The organism is Pantoea sp. B623, from assembly GCF_024814475.1.
GTDB classification, from domain to species: Bacteria; Pseudomonadota; Gammaproteobacteria; order Enterobacterales; family Enterobacteriaceae; genus Pantoea; species Pantoea ananatis.
On sequence record NZ_JANUXM010000004.1, the window covers coordinates 2,636,956 to 2,653,477 of the forward strand.

Below are 16,522 nucleotides of genomic sequence, written 5' to 3' on the forward strand. Positions count from 1 at the left end.
GCGTGGTTAGCGACGTTGCGCCGGCAAAAGTGGAAAATTTTTGTGATGTGTTAAATGCCGGAGAATGGCAGCGTTAAGTGACGCAAATATGGCGAGATACTCTAAGAAAGCGCTGAAGAAAAGTGACCCCTCAGTTATTCATCCTGTAAGTTGATGAATAAATAACCGGAGGGGGATATTTTACGCTGGTTTAACGCAGTATTGTCATTTGTGAGTGGTTAGCGCGCCTTTTTCCGGCATACGCGGATCGTCTTTGTATTTCGCGGTGGCAATCCATGCGGCGCAAAACAGCGTCAGACGAGCAAAGAAATAAAAGAAGGCCATTAATCCCAATACCGACCCAAATGCGGCACCTGAGGGCGAGGTGGCCAGTTTTGGTAAGGTCAGCGTCATGACAAACTTGATGATTTCGAAACCCACTGCCGCCAGCAGCGTACCGCGCAGCAGCGCCTTCTTACGGGGCTTATGGCGAGGCAAAATCCAGAAAATCCACAGGAACAACAAATAGTTTGCCATTACGGAAATCGAGGTCGCGATAATTGTCAGCGCAGGACGTAACCATTCGATGCCATCCAGACCTAACGCGCTCACGATCATCGCCTGGGCAGAGCCTGCGACAGAGGTTAACGACAGGGTAATGACCAGAGCCAGCATCAATCCTGTCAGCGATAAGAAGTCGCGAATATAGCGTTTCCAGATTTTCTCTTTATCGTCGGGCTGGCGTTCCCAGACGTCACGCGACTGAGCGCGAATCGCTTCCCGCAGGTTGCCCATCCAGTTCAGGCCCGAATATAGCGCCAACAGCAGACCCGTAATCCCCACGGTCGCGCGCTGTTGAATGGCCGTGTTGACGGTATTTTTCAAGGTCGTTGCCAGTGAGGGATCGCTGATGCTGCTGACGATTTTGTTGATGATATCGGTCAGCAGATCCTGATTCGATGCCAGCACAAAACCCACGGCGGCAAAGGACACCATTAAAATCGGGATTAATGATAAAAATGAAAAATAGGTAATGGCTGCGCCAAACTGGCTACCGAGACGATCGTTAAACCGGTCAAGCGCACGAATAAAATGGGCAACGGCGGGTATGGCCTGAAACCAGGTGGCAAAACGTGAAACCCGCACGATCGAACGATCGACAGACTTGTTACCTGTTTTGATATCAATCAGTGGTTTGGGTGACTGTGCGTCTTTTGCGTTGTCCTGTTCGTCTGTCATAGACATTCACTTCCTGTTAAACGTAAAAAACACATTATAGCCTCTCAGGTGACATACTCCTGAAGCACCTGACTTAACCACTCCATAAATACCCGAACGCGACGGGCGACGTTACGGCGATGGGGATAAAGTAAATGAATCGGCATCGGTTTTGCCGGGAAGGCATGCAGCACCTCCACCAACTCACCGCTTTCCAGATATTTGTGAATCCCCACGGTCGGCACCTGTATAATGCCCAGCCCCGCGAGGCAGGCCGCGCGATAGGTTTCGGTGCTGTTGACGGTGACAACCCCGCCGGTGTGCACATAGTGGCACTGCTTGCCATCGAAAAACTCAAAGCCCTGGGCAGGCTGGCCGAGCTGCTGACTGTAATGCACCATGGCATGCTGCGACAGCTCTTCAAGCCGAATCGGCCGGCCAAAACGTGAAAGATAGCCAGGGCTGGCGCAGTTAATTAAGGTGTGGGTGCCGATACGGCGGGCGATGAGGCCCGAATCCTTCAGCTCGCCAACGCGGATCACGCAGTCAAACCCTTCGCGGATAACGTCAACCTGGCGATCGTTGCTGCTGAGCTCGATTTCAACGCCGGGATAATGCTGCAAAAATTCTGGCAGGCGGGGCAGGATCAGATCGGTCGCCATCGCGGCGGACATATCCACCCGTAGCTTACCGCTTAAAGTGGCGGGATCGTGCTGGAACAGGCTATCCATATCACTAATCATCGACAGCAAATCCAGACAGCGGTCGTAATAAACTAAGCCATCCTGGGTAAGTTGCACCCGACGAGTGGTGCGGTGCAAAAGACGCGTTCCCATCTGATTTTCCAGCGCCTGAATTTGTCGCGAGACGCTTCCTTTTGGCAGCCCAAGACTTTCTGCTGCTGCCGTAAAACTGCCCATCTCTGCAACTCTGACGAAAACCTGCATTGCATGAATTTTATCCATATGGCCTGCCGATTGTTGTTGTAAGTGGAACAGTGCTGCTCGTTCTTAAGCGTTTATAGAACAATTATTAAAGAATATCTTCAACCTGTGTTCAATTTTGCAACAGGAAATCAACATGAATAGTAAAATCGTCTTGATCACGGGCGCTAATCGCGGTTTAGGCCGGAATGCAGCGGTAAAACTGGCGGCTAAGGGCCGGGATATCATTCTGACCTACCGCAGTCATCAACATGAAGCGCAGGACGTGGTAAGGGAAATTGAAAGCGCAGGCGGCCGCGCAGTGGCGCTCCAGCTGGATGTCGGCGACCTGAGCCAGTTTGATCGTTTCATGTCTGAAGTGAAAAATGCACTGCAACAGCACTGGCAGCGTGAGACATTTGATTATTTAGTGAACAATGCCGGCCATGGGCACTATAAACCTTTTATTGAGACCACCGAGGCTGAATTTGATGCGCTGATGAATGTGCATTTCAAGGGGCCTTACTTCCTGACTCAGACGCTATTGCCTGCGATAGCAGACGGCGGGCGCATTCTGAATATCTCCAGCGGATTAACCCGCCTGACGTACCCCGGTTCCGGAACCTATGCCTCAATGAAGGGCGCGATGGAAGTGCTGACGCGCTATCAGGCTAAAGAACTGGGCGAGCGGCGCATTCGCGTTAACATCCTGGCGCCGGGTGCCATTGAGACCGACTTTGGCGGCGGGCGCGTGCGTGATGATAAAACGGTCAATGACACTATCGCCGCATTAACCGCCCTGGGCCGGGTGGGCCTGCCAGACGATATCGGCGATGCCGTTTGCGCCATCCTCAGTGAGGAAACCAGCTGGATCACTGCGCAGCGTATCGAAGCATCGGGTGGTCAGGCGCTGTAATTTTAGGGCGGCTTTGCCGCCCTTGTGCCAGCTTCCGGGTTAGCGCCTGATGGTGCCCTCTATCACCGTCACGGTTTTCCCCCCGATCCAGATCGTATCGCCCTGATATTCCACCGTCACGCGTCCCTGTCGGTTTACCTGAGTACCCTGACGGACGCGATAATCCTGCGTTTTGCCCTGAGCGGCGAAGTAACGTGCCAGACAGGCATTGGCGCTGCCGGTGATCGGATCTTCGGTCAGGCTTCCATGCTCAATTATCAGGCCGCGAACCTCGTACTGTTCCGCTTCTCCTGCGGGCAGTGGGCCGAATGGCATAATGCCAGTGACGTTGGCGTGATGGACAAGCCGCTGTAAATCCGCAATATCAGGCTTAATTGCCAGGACCGCATCGGCACTGATCATCGGGATCAGCAGCCAGCGGATGCCCATATCGACCACCACGGCATCCTGCGCGGTATCGAGCGCATGGCTGTTGAGCGCCGCGCTGATAAGCGCATCATGAAACGGTGTTAAGGTGGCTTTTGGCGCGGCAAAGGCCAGCGTGCTGTCGTCGGCAATTTTTATCTTCACGTTGCCCACGCCGCATTCCTGAATTATTACCCCCGGCGTTTTTGTCTGGAAGCCCGCTTCCAGTAAAGCATGAGCGGTACCGAGCGTCGGATGGCCGGCAAAGGGCAGTTCGCCCTCTACGGTGAAGATACGCACGCGGTAGTCGGCCTGATTATCCTGCGGCGGCAGGACAAAGGTCGTTTCAGATAAGTTAGTCCAGCGTGCGATGGCCGCCATCTGGCTGTCGTCCAGACCTTGTGCATCCATGATGACGGCCAGGGGATTGCCGTTAAACGCGGCCGAAGTAAATACATCTACTTGTTTAAACGCAACGTGCATTTTGACTCCTTGTGAATGAGGTAAAGATGTTTTTTCTTGCTCCGGCAATTGCTTATGTCAGTTAACAGGGCTATGAATAAGTTAAGCAACTGGATGGAGCCTGCTATGTTAAAAATTCTTGGACGCGCCTCCTCAATCAACGTGCGCAAAGTACTTTGGCTGTGTGACGAACTGGACCTGCTCTACGAACGTGAAGAGTGGGGAGAAGGGTACAAATCCACGCACTCTCCTGAATTTATCGCGCTTAATCCTAACGCCATGATCCCGGTGTTGATTGATGAAGACCTGACGATGTGGGAGTCCAACGCCATTCTACGCTATCTGGCCACCGCCTACGGTGGCGACTGGCTCTATCCCGACAATCCGCGTGCGCGTGCGCCGGTGGATCAGTGGATGGACTGGCAGTCGACGGAACTTAACACCTCATGGCGCTATGCGTTTATGTCACTGGTGCGTAATTCGCCCGCCCATCAGGACCCAAGACTGTTGGCCGCCGCCTGTAAAGGCTGGTCCCACACCATGGGCATCCTCAATCAGCAGCTGGAACATACCGGTCGCTACGTTGCCGGGCGTAACTTCAGTCTGGCGGACATCCCTATTGGGCTGGCCGTTAACCGCTGGTTTGAAACGCCGCTTGACCATCCTGATTTACCGGCCGTGCGGACCTACTACGAACGCCTCACTGAACGGCATGGCTATACCATTTGGGGACGTAATGGCACGCCCTGATCCTGGCCCGGCGGCAGGCCAGCGAGTTCGCAGGCAACCGCCCCCGCGCGGATGATGGCGCGAACGTAGCGCTGATCAAACGGATAGCAGCATGAGAGGCGCAATGCATGGTTATAGCGCTCGCTCAGCGAATACAGTGCACCTGGCGTGACACAAATCTGCTCTTTCAACAGACGGGTAAACATCTCTGTGGTATTCACATTGCCGGGCAGTTCGACCCAAAAAACGAAGCCGCCGCGCGGTAACGTAGCCCGGGTACCCTGAGGAAAATGCTGCGCAATCAAACCGCGCGCTTCATCCAGATTGCTGGCATAGCTACGGCGCAGGCTGCGCAGATGGTGGTCATAGCCTCCGTTGGCAAGAAATTCTGCCAGCGTTTCAGACAGCAGGGCCGATTCCGCCATGGATGACACGGCTTTAAGGCGTGCAATGGAATCATGAAAGCGGCCGGCTGCAATCCAGCCGATGCGAAAATCGGGTGCAACGGTTTTCGTGAAACTGGTGCAGTAGAGCACCCAGCCATGCTGATCGAATGACTTCACCGTAGGAGACAGCGGCCAGTCAAACTGCAACTCATCGTAAAGCCCGTCCTCAATCAAAGGAACGTTGTAAGTGTTCACTAACTTTGCGAGCCTTTTCTTGTCGGGCAACGACATTCCAAAGCCCAGCGGGTTCTGCGCAGAGGGCATGGCAACCAGCGCCTGAATACGCTTTTCCTGGAGCAGCATCTCAAGTGCATCCAGCGACAGGCCGCGCTGAGGATCGGTAGGAATCTCCAGTGCCTTTAGGCCCAGCGATGCCAGCAGGGGAAACAGGAAGAAATAGGTGGGGGATTCCAGACCGACACAATCACCCGGCCGGGTCACCGCCCTGAGTGCCAGCTGAAGTGCCTCCATGCAGCCATGGGTAAGGGTGATCTCATCGGCGGCGAGCGACTGGCCACTATGCAAGGCACGTCGCGCAATCTCCTCCCGTAAGCGCTCACTACCCGGCGGAAGCGCGTAGCGACCAATAAGTTGTGGATCGCGACGTAGCAGAGAGGCCGTAATGCGCGCCAGTCTGGCTGACGGAAACAGGTCACTGTCCTGCGGACAGGCCAGCGAAATATTGGTGTAATCCGGATGATTTTGTGCGGCGAAAACCTTATCAATCAAGTCCAGCTTCTCGTTGCCTGGATCGCGAACCACCCGGGCAGAGTGCTGGGCATCTCGCGTCACCACCGGCAGCACGCCGCGCACGTAGTAGCCCGATTGCGGGCGCGCCTCAATCAGACCGCGATTCTCCAGCAGCTGCCAGGCATTCAGCACGGTGTTCACGCTGACCTGATGTGACTGAGCAACGCGCCGGATGGCGGGTAAGCGCTTGCCCGGTTTTAGCGTGCCCTTGTGAATGGCCTCGGCAAAGCTGTCGGCCAGTTGCTGATAAAGCCTGTGCTCGGACTGAGTTTCAGGGGACACAATTGCCTCCGCAGGTAACAGGTACAGTTGGAATCAGTTCTGATTGTACCCATCAAAATAGCGATTTCTTGTCTCTGTTACCATAGCTTTTCTGATCGTAGCATGGTGTTCTCTCTTTCATCAGGAACGCCACTATGCTCGATCCTTCCTTCTTTAGTTATGTCACCGTGATGTCGATTACGCCGGGGCCAAATAATCTGTTGCTCGCCACTTCCGGTGTTAACTTTGGTATGCGCCGGACGTTACCGATGGTGTTTGGCATTTTGATTGGCTGTGCGCTACAAACCGTCATTGCGGGGCTGGCGCTGGAAGTCCTGCTGCACTGGATGGCATCTGTGCGTCTGCCGCTGACGCTGGTGGGATGTGGTTATTTGTTATGGCTGTCATGGAAAATATTTCGGGCGAATGCCCCCGAAGCGCGTGCAAAGCCGCAGCCCATGACCCTGGTGGGTGGGGCCTGTTTTCAGGCTATCAATCCAAAAGCCTGGTTAATGGCCAGCAACGTGGCACTGCTCTACAGCGCCAGCAGTGGCGTGCTGACCGTGATGGGGGCTTTTATGTTGCTCAATCTGCCATGCATTTTATTGTGGGCTGCACTGGGTGACCGCCTGCGCGGTCACCTGCAAATCAACTGGAAACGCCAGCTGTTTAACAGCCTTATGGCGCTGTCGTTAGTGGCGACCACGATCTGGATGCTGGTCGATGCCTTCAGGCTTCTCTAGTTCGGTGGGCCTGACGCGGTCGTCAAGGGCGACGTTTCGTTCTGGATTTCCGACATATCATCGCCACGAATGCGCCCGTAGCGATGATGTTTTGCGAGCTGCCGTGGGTTATTTGCCTATGACATAGGCGGTTTCACGGCCTTCATCGTTGGCAGCCACTGGCGTAACCGGCGTGTATTTGAGCTGCAGGATACGGCTGGTTTCTGCCAGTACTTTTTCAGTCAGCGCCACATCGCCATTCAACTTACGACCCCAGGACGGCACCACGGCACGGATTTTATTTTGCCACTCCGGCGACGCCATCTGCTCCGGATAGACCTTATGCAGCAGCTCCAGCATAATCGGCGCGGCGGTCGAGGCACCTGGCGAGGCACCCAGCAGCGCTGAGACAGAGCCGTCTTCGGACGACACCACTTCCGTGCCTAAACGCAGCACTGCGCCTTCTTTCTCATCTTTCTTGATGATTTGCACGCGCTGCCCGGCCGTCACCAGGCGCCAGTCTTCCTGTTTCGCCTGTGGCACATAAGCACGCAGTGCATCCATACGATCGCGGTCACTTTGCAGCACCTGATCCATCAGGTATTTCACCAGATCAAAGCTTTTCAGTCCGACCTTGATCATGGGCATTACGTTGGTGCTGTTGAGTGAGGCAAACATATCCAGCAGCGAGCCCTGCTTCAGGAATTTGGTCGAGAAGGTCGCAAAGGGACCAAACAGCAGCACCTGCTTGCCGTTCAGCACACGCGTATCGACATGGGGCACGGACATCGGTGGCGCGCCCACGCTGGCTTTGCCATAGACTTTCGCCATGTGCTGTTTCACGACGTCTGGATTCTCGGTGACCAGGAAGGAACCGCCAACCGGGAAGCCCGCATAGCCGTTGGCTTCCGGAATGCCGGCTTTCTGCAGCAGCGGCAGCGCCGCACCGCCCGCGCCAATAAAGATCTTTCCAGCCGTCAACGTGCGGCGCGTACCCTCTTTCATGCAGACGAGCGTCACCTGCCAGCGGCCATCATTAAGGCGGGTAATCTCGCGCACTTCCTGATGCATCCGTAAACGGAAGTTGGCTTTTTGCTCCAGTGAAGCAATCAGCTGGCGCGTCACTTCACCGAAATCGACGTCGGTGCCCATGTCTGTCCAGGTTGCTGCCACTTTCTGATTCGACGCACGGCCTTTCATGACCAGCGGAATCCACTGTGCGATTTGTTGCGGATCTTCAGAGTAAGCCATGCCGCGGAACAGCGTGCTTTTCTGTAAGGCAGTAAAGCGCTTGCGCAGGAACGCGACATTATCATCGCCCCAGACAAAGCTCATGTGCGGAGTACTGTGAATAAAGCTTTTCGGCGTATGCAGGTTGCCTTTCTGGACGTGATAAGCCCAGAACTGGCGAGAAATTTGGAATGACTCGTTAATCGCAACGGCTTTGGCGATATCGATACTGCCATCGGCTCGCTGAGGCGTATAGTTCAACTCAGCCAGCGCCGCATGGCCTGTACCCGCGTTGTTCCAGCCATTTGAAGACTCTTCCGCTACGTGCCCCAGCCGCTCCACCATTTCGATGGACCAGTCAGGTTCCAGATCCTGAAGCCAGGTTCCTAACGTAGCACTCATGACGCCTGCGCCAATAAGCAGTACATCAACGTCTTTACGCTCCTGCGCCCTGGTGGTGTCCTTTCCGCTAACACTCATCATGAGCGCAAGATTTACAGCTGATTTGCACATGAGGCGACATCTCCTCTTCTGTTGACCTGAAGCTCAACAGCGTTGCAGGCGAAATAGTCACGCTTCTGATGAGCGCGTTGCGCTATTTCCGGGTTAAGACTCAGGTATGGGTTAAAGCGACGATAACGAGTTAACTCAACGTTATGCTTTGTTGCCCAAATATAACATTCTCGTATCGGATTTAAACATTTGTTTATTTTTTAAATGCAGAAATGATTCAGCATAAGAAATAATCATAATGCCTGGCTGGGTATAAGGGGGATTTTTCTTTTAACTCAGTGAGTTAAGTTAAAATGGATGTTGCGAGATTGCCTCTTTATGGTGCAGGGTGAAAATGTCACCCAAGGGAAGGAATAATTTAAACTTATGAAAAATGGCGTTTATTTAATTTTATTCTTTGAGGTGAATTTTTAATCGTTGGTGTATCTGGCCCATTTGTGTAAAACAAATGTTACATTTTTGTGACCTCAGGAGTGGCCCCATGCAGGATGCCAGCACGGTTGCGACGCCTCAGGAAATACGCGTGACAGCGTAATTTTAAGATTTTCTTCAGAACAGAAAACCGGCCAGGGCCAACCGCCCGGCAGCCCTGTATCCAGGCCGTTTTTGCAGGACAGCGTTGTCACACCTTGAACCAGCGACGCCAGACAAAGCGGATAACAAAAAACTCCAGCGCGCCCAGCACCAGGAACCACAGGCAGAACACCAGGGTGTACAGCTGGCTCAGATCCTGTAAATGAAACAGCTGCTGCAAATGCTGCGCCACCGTCAGGCTAAAAGCCGGTGCGGGTAGCAGCAGGGCAGACAGAAAGCCCAGCAGTAAAATGCCACCGGGAAGGATTAAGGACTCGAAAGGGTTATTCATGAGCAGTGTTCTCTGTTTATCAGCCGGACATTTTCCGGTATTCCGTGCAGAGGTTCAATCATGCTCTGCCGCTACCTGTCATTCCCGGAGGAAAGCTGTCGAGAAAAGGCTTAAATGACATTAACTTAGCGGCATTCATAGCGACTGTTATGAGTTATAGCCTTTGCTATACTTAAATCCCTGATTTTATTGTCTTTTTATATCGATTATCGCGTGATAGACTGCGCGCACTTTTTAAATAACCGAGCAAATTGTGTGATGGATTTAGCATGAAGCCGTGCTTTTTCATCCCAAGTGAACGAATCATGACCTTTATTGCCACGCTTATTCTTGCTTTTGGAATGTCAATGGACGCGTTTGCCGCCGCACTGGGCAAAGGTGCAACCTTGCATCGTCCTGGCCTGAAGGAAGCCGTGCGGACCGGTCTGATTTTCGGTTGTATCGAAGCCCTGACGCCGCTTATCGGTTGGGCGCTGGGCCTGGCAGCCAGCCAGTACGTAGCGGCATGGGATCACTGGATTGCCTTTTTCCTGCTGGCCTTTCTTGGCGCGCGTATGATGATGGAAGGCTTCCGCAAAACAGCCACAGAGCCTTGTGAAGCACCGCAGAGTCACGGCTTCATGGTACTGGCCACCACGGCGGTCGCAACCAGTCTTGATGCCCTGGCCGTCGGGGTTGGACTGGCGTTCCTGCAGGTAAATATCGTGACCACGGCCCTGACTATCGGTGCTGCAACCACCGTAATGGCCACCACCGGCGTGCTGATTGGGCGTTTTATCGGACCGGTGTTGGGCAAATGGGCTGAAGTGCTGGGCGGCCTGGTCCTGATTGCTATTGGGTCAACCATTCTTGCAGAGCACCTGGCCCTGTTTCAGTAACGCAGTTAAAAGTGAATTTTGTGATCTGGTTCAAAATTTATTGATGCTTTAAACAGCAGGCGCTATACTTTTGCTGTAGATATTCAACAAATTTTTAACCGGATGATGTATGAAACGTTTTTTTAAGTACGTGTTCCACGCTTATGTCGAAACCTTTAAACACGTACCGCCAGGCGCGCTGAACTAAGCGCCCACCGAATACCCTCGATAGTCGCGGTCAGGGATTGACCGGTGATTATCACCTCGTTATCTCGCCCCCCTTTTGATTGTCCCCTGTCATAACGACAACCTTATCTGCGTGACCTTCCTGACATCCTCCTGTTGACACAACGTGATACATCTGGACATCCGATGTGCCAAACGAGGTACGATTTTCATCGCTATTTTTGCTACTCTGCGCGCCAATTTCTTGTAAAACATGCGGTTATAACCCGTAATCATCATGAGGCGGTCATGCAGCTATGCAGTTTTTACCTTCCTGAACAGGGGAAGAAAAGCTTTGGTATCGTTAAGGCTCAAGGCGTAGTGGATGTCGGTATGCGCCTGGGAAAAGCCTGCCCGGATTTAAAAACCTTCCTGACGCGCTCGTCACTGGCCGACCTGACTGCTTTTGAGGCGATGCCCGCCGATCATGTTTGGTCAACTGTACAGTTTCTGCCCGTCATCGAGCAGCCTGGTAAAGTGTTTTGCGTGGGCATGAACTATGCCGATAAACGCCAGGAATTCGCCGCCACGCTGGATGCCCCCACGTTATTTGTACGCTTTGCTGACTCCCTGGTCGGCCATGAGCAACCGTTGCAAAAACCCACCACCACCCAGGAGTTTGATTACGAGGGGGAACTGGCGGTGATCATCGGCCAGCCTGCGCATCAGGTTAAGGCGGAAGAGGCGCTGAGCGCGGTGGCAGGATACAGCTGCTTTATGGATGCGACGGTGCGCGACATGCAGTTTACCTGGTTTACCGCAGGGAAAAACTGGCCGCAAACCGGAGGCTTCGGGCCCTGGATGACTACCGCCGACGAGATCCCTGATCCGCAGCAGTTGACCATTAAAACGGTGCTGAACGGTCAGGAAGTACAAAACGATACCACCGGCAGCATGGTGCATCCGGTAGCCAACATTATTGAATACGTTTCCGCCTTTAGCCCGCTGTCGCCAGGCGATGTGATTATCACGGGTTCACCGGGCGGCGTGGGTAAAAAACGCACGCCGCCGCTGTTCATGTTCAGTGGCGATGTGGTTGAGGTTGAGATCGAAAAAATCGGCCGCCTGCGCCATACCATTGCCTGACCCAATGCATTAACCGCCTGCCTCTGCCATTCCCGTCCTACACTCAATGGATACCCAGGAACAGGAGCAGCTGATGAGGCGTACCATCCAGTGTAGAAAGCGGCAGGGCATGGCGCTTGCCGCCGGGATCGGCTTAGGTGTCGCGGCGGTCATGTGGGGCACGAAACGCTGGCAGCAAATGAAGCAAACGCCGCCGGTTTCACCACGCAGTCATCACGCGGGATTGGCGGGTTATTATCAACAGATCGGTGACTGGCGCATGTTTACCCGCGTCACGCCTGAGGAACCTCAGGGGTTGCCCGTGGTGCTGATTCACGGCCTGGTAATGTCGGGGCGGTCGATGGAATCACTGGCATTGGCGCTGGGACGGGATTATCACGTTCTGGTGCCCGACCTGCCAGGCTTTGGCGGTAGTGCGTTGCCCGCATCCCCACCGGTTCTTTCGGTGAAAGCGCTGGCCGATATCCTGTGGCAATGGTTACAGCATAACGGATTTCAGCGGGCGATCTGGGTTGGGAGCGCTTTTGGCTGCCAGGTGCTGGCGGCTCTGGCGGATAAATACCCCGAAGCGGTGGCAGGCCTGGTATTACAGGGGCCCACCGCCGATCGCCACGCGCGCAGCGTGGTTCGTCAGATATGGCGAGGCTGGCGTAACAGCCGAATGGAAGCGCATCGATCGCCCGACTCGCTGGCCCGAATTGACTGGGCGAAAGCCGGTTTGCCGCGAGCCTTTGGCACCCTGCGCGCCATGCTGAACGATCCTATCGAACACCACCTGACCTATCTCACCGCGCCAACCCTCTTGCTGAGAGGCTCGCGCGATCCGGTTTGCCCGGCGCGCTGGCTGGATGAGCTGGCGGGGCTGCTGCCGCACAGTGAAAAAATCACCCTGCGCGGCGGCACGCACCGGCTGCACTATGTCTATCCGTGGAGTTTCTGCCACGCCATCCGACCTTTTTTGGCGCGTATTCAGCAGGAGAGCCAGCATGAGTAAACCTCCCAAGGGCATTGCCCGGTTTGATTCAGCCGCCACGATGCTGCTGGCCTTAGCGAATGCGCTGCACGATCGGCCTTTTGCCAGTCCAGGCCAGTCGCCCATGTTAGACCGCTTACTGCCTTCACTTGATCGGTTACCGACCCGGCTGCGTGAGTGGGGCTATGCGGTCAGTGGCCTGGCCGAGGGCATCAGTCACAAACAGGCCAGTGAACTGGACGTCGAAGGCATCGCCGAATGGATGGTCAGTACCTATCCGCAGCGCGATTATCCGGCTGCGTTTGTCGGTGCCACTAACGGTGCCATGGTGCATCTGGCCGCGGCGATGGGAACGCCGTGGCTACCGCAAACGTTTTTGTGCCCGGTGCGGGTACAGCAGAGCGATCCGGATGACGCCCAGTCCGAATTTGAAAACGGCAAGGCCGTGGCAGCAGCGTTGCTGGCGACCTGGCCTAAGCTTGCCGTGCACCACATGCAGGATCCGAGTCAGGATCGCCTCCTGCTGGAAAAAATGCACTATTTCCGCCTGAAGCTGCGCGACATGCCGCTGGCCTTCAATGAGTTTCTGCTGGGAGGATTACCGGCGGGATCAACACTGTTCATTAATCACTGTACGCGACAGTGGCCGGTAACGCGCACCAGTGACCGCTCTTTCTTTCAGTTTGGCGCCCCCGGCGGCGCAACCGAAAAGGAGTATTTGCAGGGCGGGCCGAGAGTGGCGGAATATCTGGCGCGGGCAGGCGTGGATCGGGCGCGTTGGGAACCGCCTGCTATCACCGACCACGTCCCTGAAGCCGAATGGGGGCTGGATGGCTACCTGATTTCGCCACTGAAAAAGCTGGCAGAAGCCCAGCGCTGGCGGCTGATGGAGATTCGCTACGACCATCCCGAAGCGCTGAGTTTCGTGGTCGCTGAAATTTATCGCGACTGGTATCTGGCGGCGGGCATATTGCCTGCCCGGCTGACGGTAGACAGCTTTTTACTTATGGATCCCTGGTGCAGCATGCAGCAGCACGCAATTCCGTTCTGGCTGATGTTTCCATCCGTGCCGTCGGCTGATGCGCTACAGCGCTTTCTTGAAAAGCAGCCGCCTTTCAACCATATCGATATGATGCTGTATTCGCACGGCACCGACAGCATTGGCCTGGCGGACGTCGATCGCTGGAAACAGCTGTTGGCCTTCGCCAGGGAAGAGGGCGCATTAGTCGGGGTAGATGAAACGCGCTTCCCCCACGATTTTGCCACCTTTTCCCGGTTCGATTCGGCGCTCCGGGAGCGCGCCCCGCTACTGCCTGCGCCGCCGCCGCTCAGTATTGATAAAGCGATTGCGGGCATTCAGCGTTATGGTGCGCGCCATGGCGTGACCCTCCACCCGCTGACCTGAATCGGGGATATCAGGCGCCGTCCGTGATGGGTTTGCGCACCAGCAGCAGGTACGCCAGGGCGCCAACCAGGGTGACGCAGGCGCAAATCATCAGCGCCAGGCTGAATGATTTGGTGGTATCCAGCACCCATCCGGTCACGACCGGCGCAAACGAGGCAAAGATAAAGCTGGCGAAGTTTTGAATGCTGCCCACGGACGCCGTCATACGCGCGGTGACGTTGGCATGAATCAAACCCCAACAGGAAGTACCGGCAAAGTGGATGCAAAACAGCGCCATCCCAATCAGCGTCACGGCGCTGGTGGTGTCGGTCGCGCGCGTCACGATAGCGGTAAACCCGGCAGACAGAATCATACCGCTGACAATGCAGACTTTACGGGTTTTTACCGCATCCCAGCCGCGCCTGACCAGCGCATCAACCACATAGCCATTTAACAGCATGCCTGCGGCACCGAACAGGAAGGGAATGGCCGCCAGTAATCCCGTGCTTTTCAGGTCGAGATGATAGGTGGATTGCAGATAGCCCGGCAGCCAGGCGATATACAGCCAGGCGGTATAGTTGATGCCGCTGAAGCCAATCATCATGCCCCACATGGTGCGTTGTTTAAACAGCCCACGCCATTCTTGAAAGCTGATCGGCTCTTTACGCGATGCCACGCTGCCTGCCTGCAGGTAGTGGATCTCTTCAGCGCTTAGCTGTTTGTTATCGCGATCGCGGTAAACCAGGTACCAGCCGATGGCAAGAAACACACCCAGAATCCCGATGGTGACAAACATGCCGCGCCAGCCCAGAACCAGCATCATGGCCGCCAGGATCGGCGGCGCGATGGATAAGCCAATCATCGAGGCGGCGTTAAACATCCCCATCGGCATACCGCGATCTTTAATGTTAAACCAGTCGTTGATGACCTTGACCCCGCACGGATTCATGGGGGCTTCACCAATGCCGAGCCCAATACGCACCAGGACAAACTGCGTAAAGTTATGCACCAGTCCGGACGCGGCCTGGAACAGGGACCAGATAAACATTCCCAGGCCCAGCATAATGCGCGGTCCTTTACGGTCCAGCAGCGCACCGGCGGGCAACTGCGCCAGCCCATAGGCCAGCGAAAACGCAGACAACAGCACGCCGATCTCGGTGGCGCTCAGCCCCATTTCATCACGAATGGTCATGTTGGCCACAGACAGCGAACTGCGATCCAGGTAGTTAATGACGGCAGCAAACAGCAGCAGCAGCATGGCGGTAATCTGGACTTTACGAATGCGCGGCGAGCGCACGATATCACTGCGCCACGGCACAAACGCCTCATCGGGCGAAGTGTCGGACGGGTTCGCGTGATCAACAACCGATCTGTGTTCCATGGCAATCTCCCCGGGCAGGCGATTCATCATTATTGTGAGTATTACGGTCGCCCGGCGGTACAAGGCCGTCGGGGCGTTGCGCTGAGAGTAGGGGGAATGAACAGGATATGTTGTAAAGTTGTTTCAAAATCGTGCGGGAGCTAATGCTTTGTGGTTTTTAATCGGGTTTTAATTGTACTGATTAATGCTCCGTACCATAGAGCGCTTGGCGGTAGCCAGGTGGTTATGCAATGCGCACAGCGCATCCACATCCCGGCGGCCAATCAGGGCGGACAGAATCGCCATATGCTCTTCCAGCGCGACGATATTGCGCTGCTTAAGATCGCTTTCATCCCACTGATAATGCGAATGAAAAATCACTGAAATAATCTCCAGCGACTGATTAAAAAAGGGGTTGTTGGCGGCAGACAGGATCAGCCAGTGCAGCTCTTTATCGAGGGCAGCAAAATGGCGATAGTTGCTGGCGATCGTTTCGCGCATCGATCGGTGGCGATCCAGTAGATCTCTGGCCTGGATCCAGCGTTCATCCTCTCTGGGCAAATTTAGAAAGCGGGTAAGCGCATGAGTTTCCAGCATCTCGCGCAGCTCAAATAACTTTTCGGCGTACTCCTGTGAAAACTTTTTCATCTGCCAGTGGCCGCGTTTAACCGGTTCCAGCAGGTTATAACGCATAAAATGCAGCAGGAATTCCCGTACCGCTACCGGGCTGACGTTGGCCTGTTTTGCCAGTTGCAGTTCGCTGAACGTGTCACCGGGCTGCAGCAGTCGCTGATTAATCATATCAAAAAAGCGTTTTTCCACCTGGCTGGCCTGCAGCTCAATGGCTGGCGTGACGGCGCTGAGGCTGTCTTGCTCTTCAGGCTCGCGCACGATGACCCAGCTCTCTTTTACGTTCTCCAGCACGCCGCGTTGGTGCAGATAACGCAGAGCATGCCGCACCGTAGTGCGGCTGATATTAAACATTTCAGCCAGGGCGGCCTGTGGCGGCAGGGGCGACTGAATATGACCCTGGGCAATGCTTTCCAGCATATGGTTGATCACGTTATGACGTAAATTCTGACTACGGCTCATGAGCGGCTCCGGTTTTTTATGCATTAAAAACCATTGAAGGCCCAAAAAAACCGTCACGCTTCACAGAACGCGCAAAGGAAATGCCTTGTCACGGCAAGATTAGCCATAACTGCGCTAACGATAACG

At 54.8% G+C, this 16,522-nt stretch carries 16 protein-coding genes; 8 read left to right on the plus strand and 8 right to left on the minus strand.

Annotated features, from left to right (window positions below):
• Window positions 1-204: 204 nt before the first annotated feature.
• Together yhjD and NXS97_RS14010 are read right to left on the minus strand one after the other, a co-directional pair.
• Window positions 205-1,224, minus strand: a complete 1,020-nt coding sequence (yhjD, locus tag NXS97_RS14005; RefSeq protein WP_014594860.1) for an inner membrane protein YhjD — start codon at window positions 1,222-1,224, stop codon at window positions 205-207.
• 38 nt (window positions 1,225-1,262) lie between these two features.
• Window positions 1,263-2,162 (minus strand): LysR family transcriptional regulator, encoded by a 900-nt coding sequence (locus NXS97_RS14010; protein ID WP_013027650.1) that lies wholly within the window; start codon window positions 2,160-2,162, stop codon window positions 1,263-1,265.
• Between the two features lie 115 nt (window positions 2,163-2,277).
• Here NXS97_RS14010 and NXS97_RS14015 point away from each other — a divergent pair, with 115 nt between their 5' ends.
• A complete protein-coding gene (locus NXS97_RS14015) occupies window positions 2,278-3,036 on the plus strand; it encodes an SDR family NAD(P)-dependent oxidoreductase (RefSeq protein WP_019106339.1) in 759 nt (252 codons plus the stop codon).
• Window positions 3,037-3,075: 39 nt separating this feature from the next.
• On the opposite strand, the gene NXS97_RS14020 is transcribed toward NXS97_RS14015, so the two are convergent.
• Window positions 3,076-3,924, minus strand: a complete 849-nt coding sequence (locus tag NXS97_RS14020; RefSeq protein WP_014594858.1) for a PhzF family phenazine biosynthesis protein — start codon at window positions 3,922-3,924, stop codon at window positions 3,076-3,078.
• A gap of 105 nt (window positions 3,925-4,029) precedes the next feature.
• On the opposite strand from NXS97_RS14020, the gene NXS97_RS14025 reads away from it, so the two are divergent.
• Entirely contained in the window at window positions 4,030-4,653 is a 624-nt protein-coding gene (locus NXS97_RS14025; protein WP_014604785.1) for a glutathione S-transferase family protein, read from the plus strand.
• Here NXS97_RS14025 and NXS97_RS14030 read toward each other — a convergent pair.
• The gene (locus tag NXS97_RS14030; RefSeq protein ID WP_019106340.1) at window positions 4,620-6,110 is read right to left on the minus strand and encodes a PLP-dependent aminotransferase family protein; all 1,491 of its coding nucleotides are present in this window, start codon (window positions 6,108-6,110) and stop codon (window positions 4,620-4,622) included. The two genes, NXS97_RS14025 and NXS97_RS14030, sit on opposite strands and share 34 nt — an antisense overlap.
• Window positions 6,111-6,244: 134 nt before the next feature.
• On the opposite strand from NXS97_RS14030, the gene NXS97_RS14035 reads away from it, so the two are divergent.
• On the plus strand, window positions 6,245-6,832 hold the full coding sequence (locus NXS97_RS14035) for a LysE family translocator (RefSeq protein WP_019106341.1): 588 nt from the start codon (window positions 6,245-6,247) through the stop codon (window positions 6,830-6,832).
• A gap of 108 nt (window positions 6,833-6,940) precedes the next feature.
• Here NXS97_RS14035 and mqo read toward each other — a convergent pair whose 3' ends face one another.
• Window positions 6,941-8,554, minus strand: coding sequence for a malate dehydrogenase (quinone) (gene mqo, locus NXS97_RS14040; protein ID WP_014594855.1), 1,614 nt, complete (start codon window positions 8,552-8,554; stop codon window positions 6,941-6,943).
• Between the two features lie 622 nt (window positions 8,555-9,176).
• Window positions 9,177-9,419: a DUF1158 family protein gene (locus NXS97_RS14045; protein WP_013027643.1), complete on the minus strand. Its 243-nt coding sequence runs from the start codon at window positions 9,417-9,419 to the stop codon at window positions 9,177-9,179.
• Window positions 9,420-9,724: 305 nt separating this feature from the next.
• Between NXS97_RS14045 and mntP the strand changes: the two genes are divergently transcribed.
• From mntP to NXS97_RS14065, 5 genes are all read left to right on the plus strand, one after another.
• Window positions 9,725-10,297: a manganese efflux pump MntP gene (gene mntP / locus NXS97_RS14050; RefSeq protein WP_024472222.1), complete on the plus strand. Its 573-nt coding sequence runs from the start codon at window positions 9,725-9,727 to the stop codon at window positions 10,295-10,297.
• A 109-nt stretch (window positions 10,298-10,406) separates the two neighbouring features.
• Window positions 10,407-10,484 (plus strand): stress response protein AzuC, encoded by a 78-nt coding sequence (gene azuC, locus NXS97_RS23330; RefSeq protein WP_112900613.1) that lies wholly within the window; start codon window positions 10,407-10,409, stop codon window positions 10,482-10,484.
• Between the two features lie 266 nt (window positions 10,485-10,750).
• Window positions 10,751-11,587 (plus strand): fumarylacetoacetate hydrolase family protein, encoded by an 837-nt coding sequence (locus tag NXS97_RS14055; protein WP_014604789.1) that lies wholly within the window; start codon window positions 10,751-10,753, stop codon window positions 11,585-11,587.
• Window positions 11,588-11,660: 73 nt separating this feature from the next.
• A complete protein-coding gene (locus NXS97_RS14060; RefSeq protein WP_234033827.1) occupies window positions 11,661-12,581 on the plus strand; it encodes an alpha/beta fold hydrolase in 921 nt (306 codons plus the stop codon).
• Window positions 12,574-13,965: a hypothetical protein gene (locus tag NXS97_RS14065; RefSeq protein ID WP_015699335.1), complete on the plus strand. Its 1,392-nt coding sequence runs from the start codon at window positions 12,574-12,576 to the stop codon at window positions 13,963-13,965. The genes NXS97_RS14060 and NXS97_RS14065 overlap by 8 nt, the downstream gene beginning before the upstream one ends.
• A gap of 10 nt (window positions 13,966-13,975) precedes the next feature.
• Here the strand turns inward: NXS97_RS14065 and NXS97_RS14070 are convergent, their stop codons facing one another.
• Together NXS97_RS14070 and NXS97_RS14075 are read right to left on the minus strand one after the other, a co-directional pair.
• Complete coding sequence (locus NXS97_RS14070) at window positions 13,976-15,325, minus strand: MFS transporter (RefSeq protein WP_015699336.1); 1,350 nt, start codon at window positions 15,323-15,325, stop codon at window positions 13,976-13,978.
• Between the two features lie 168 nt (window positions 15,326-15,493).
• Window positions 15,494-16,396: a GntR family transcriptional regulator gene (locus NXS97_RS14075; protein ID WP_015699337.1), complete on the minus strand. Its 903-nt coding sequence runs from the start codon at window positions 16,394-16,396 to the stop codon at window positions 15,494-15,496.
• Window positions 16,397-16,522: the final 126 nt, after the last annotated feature.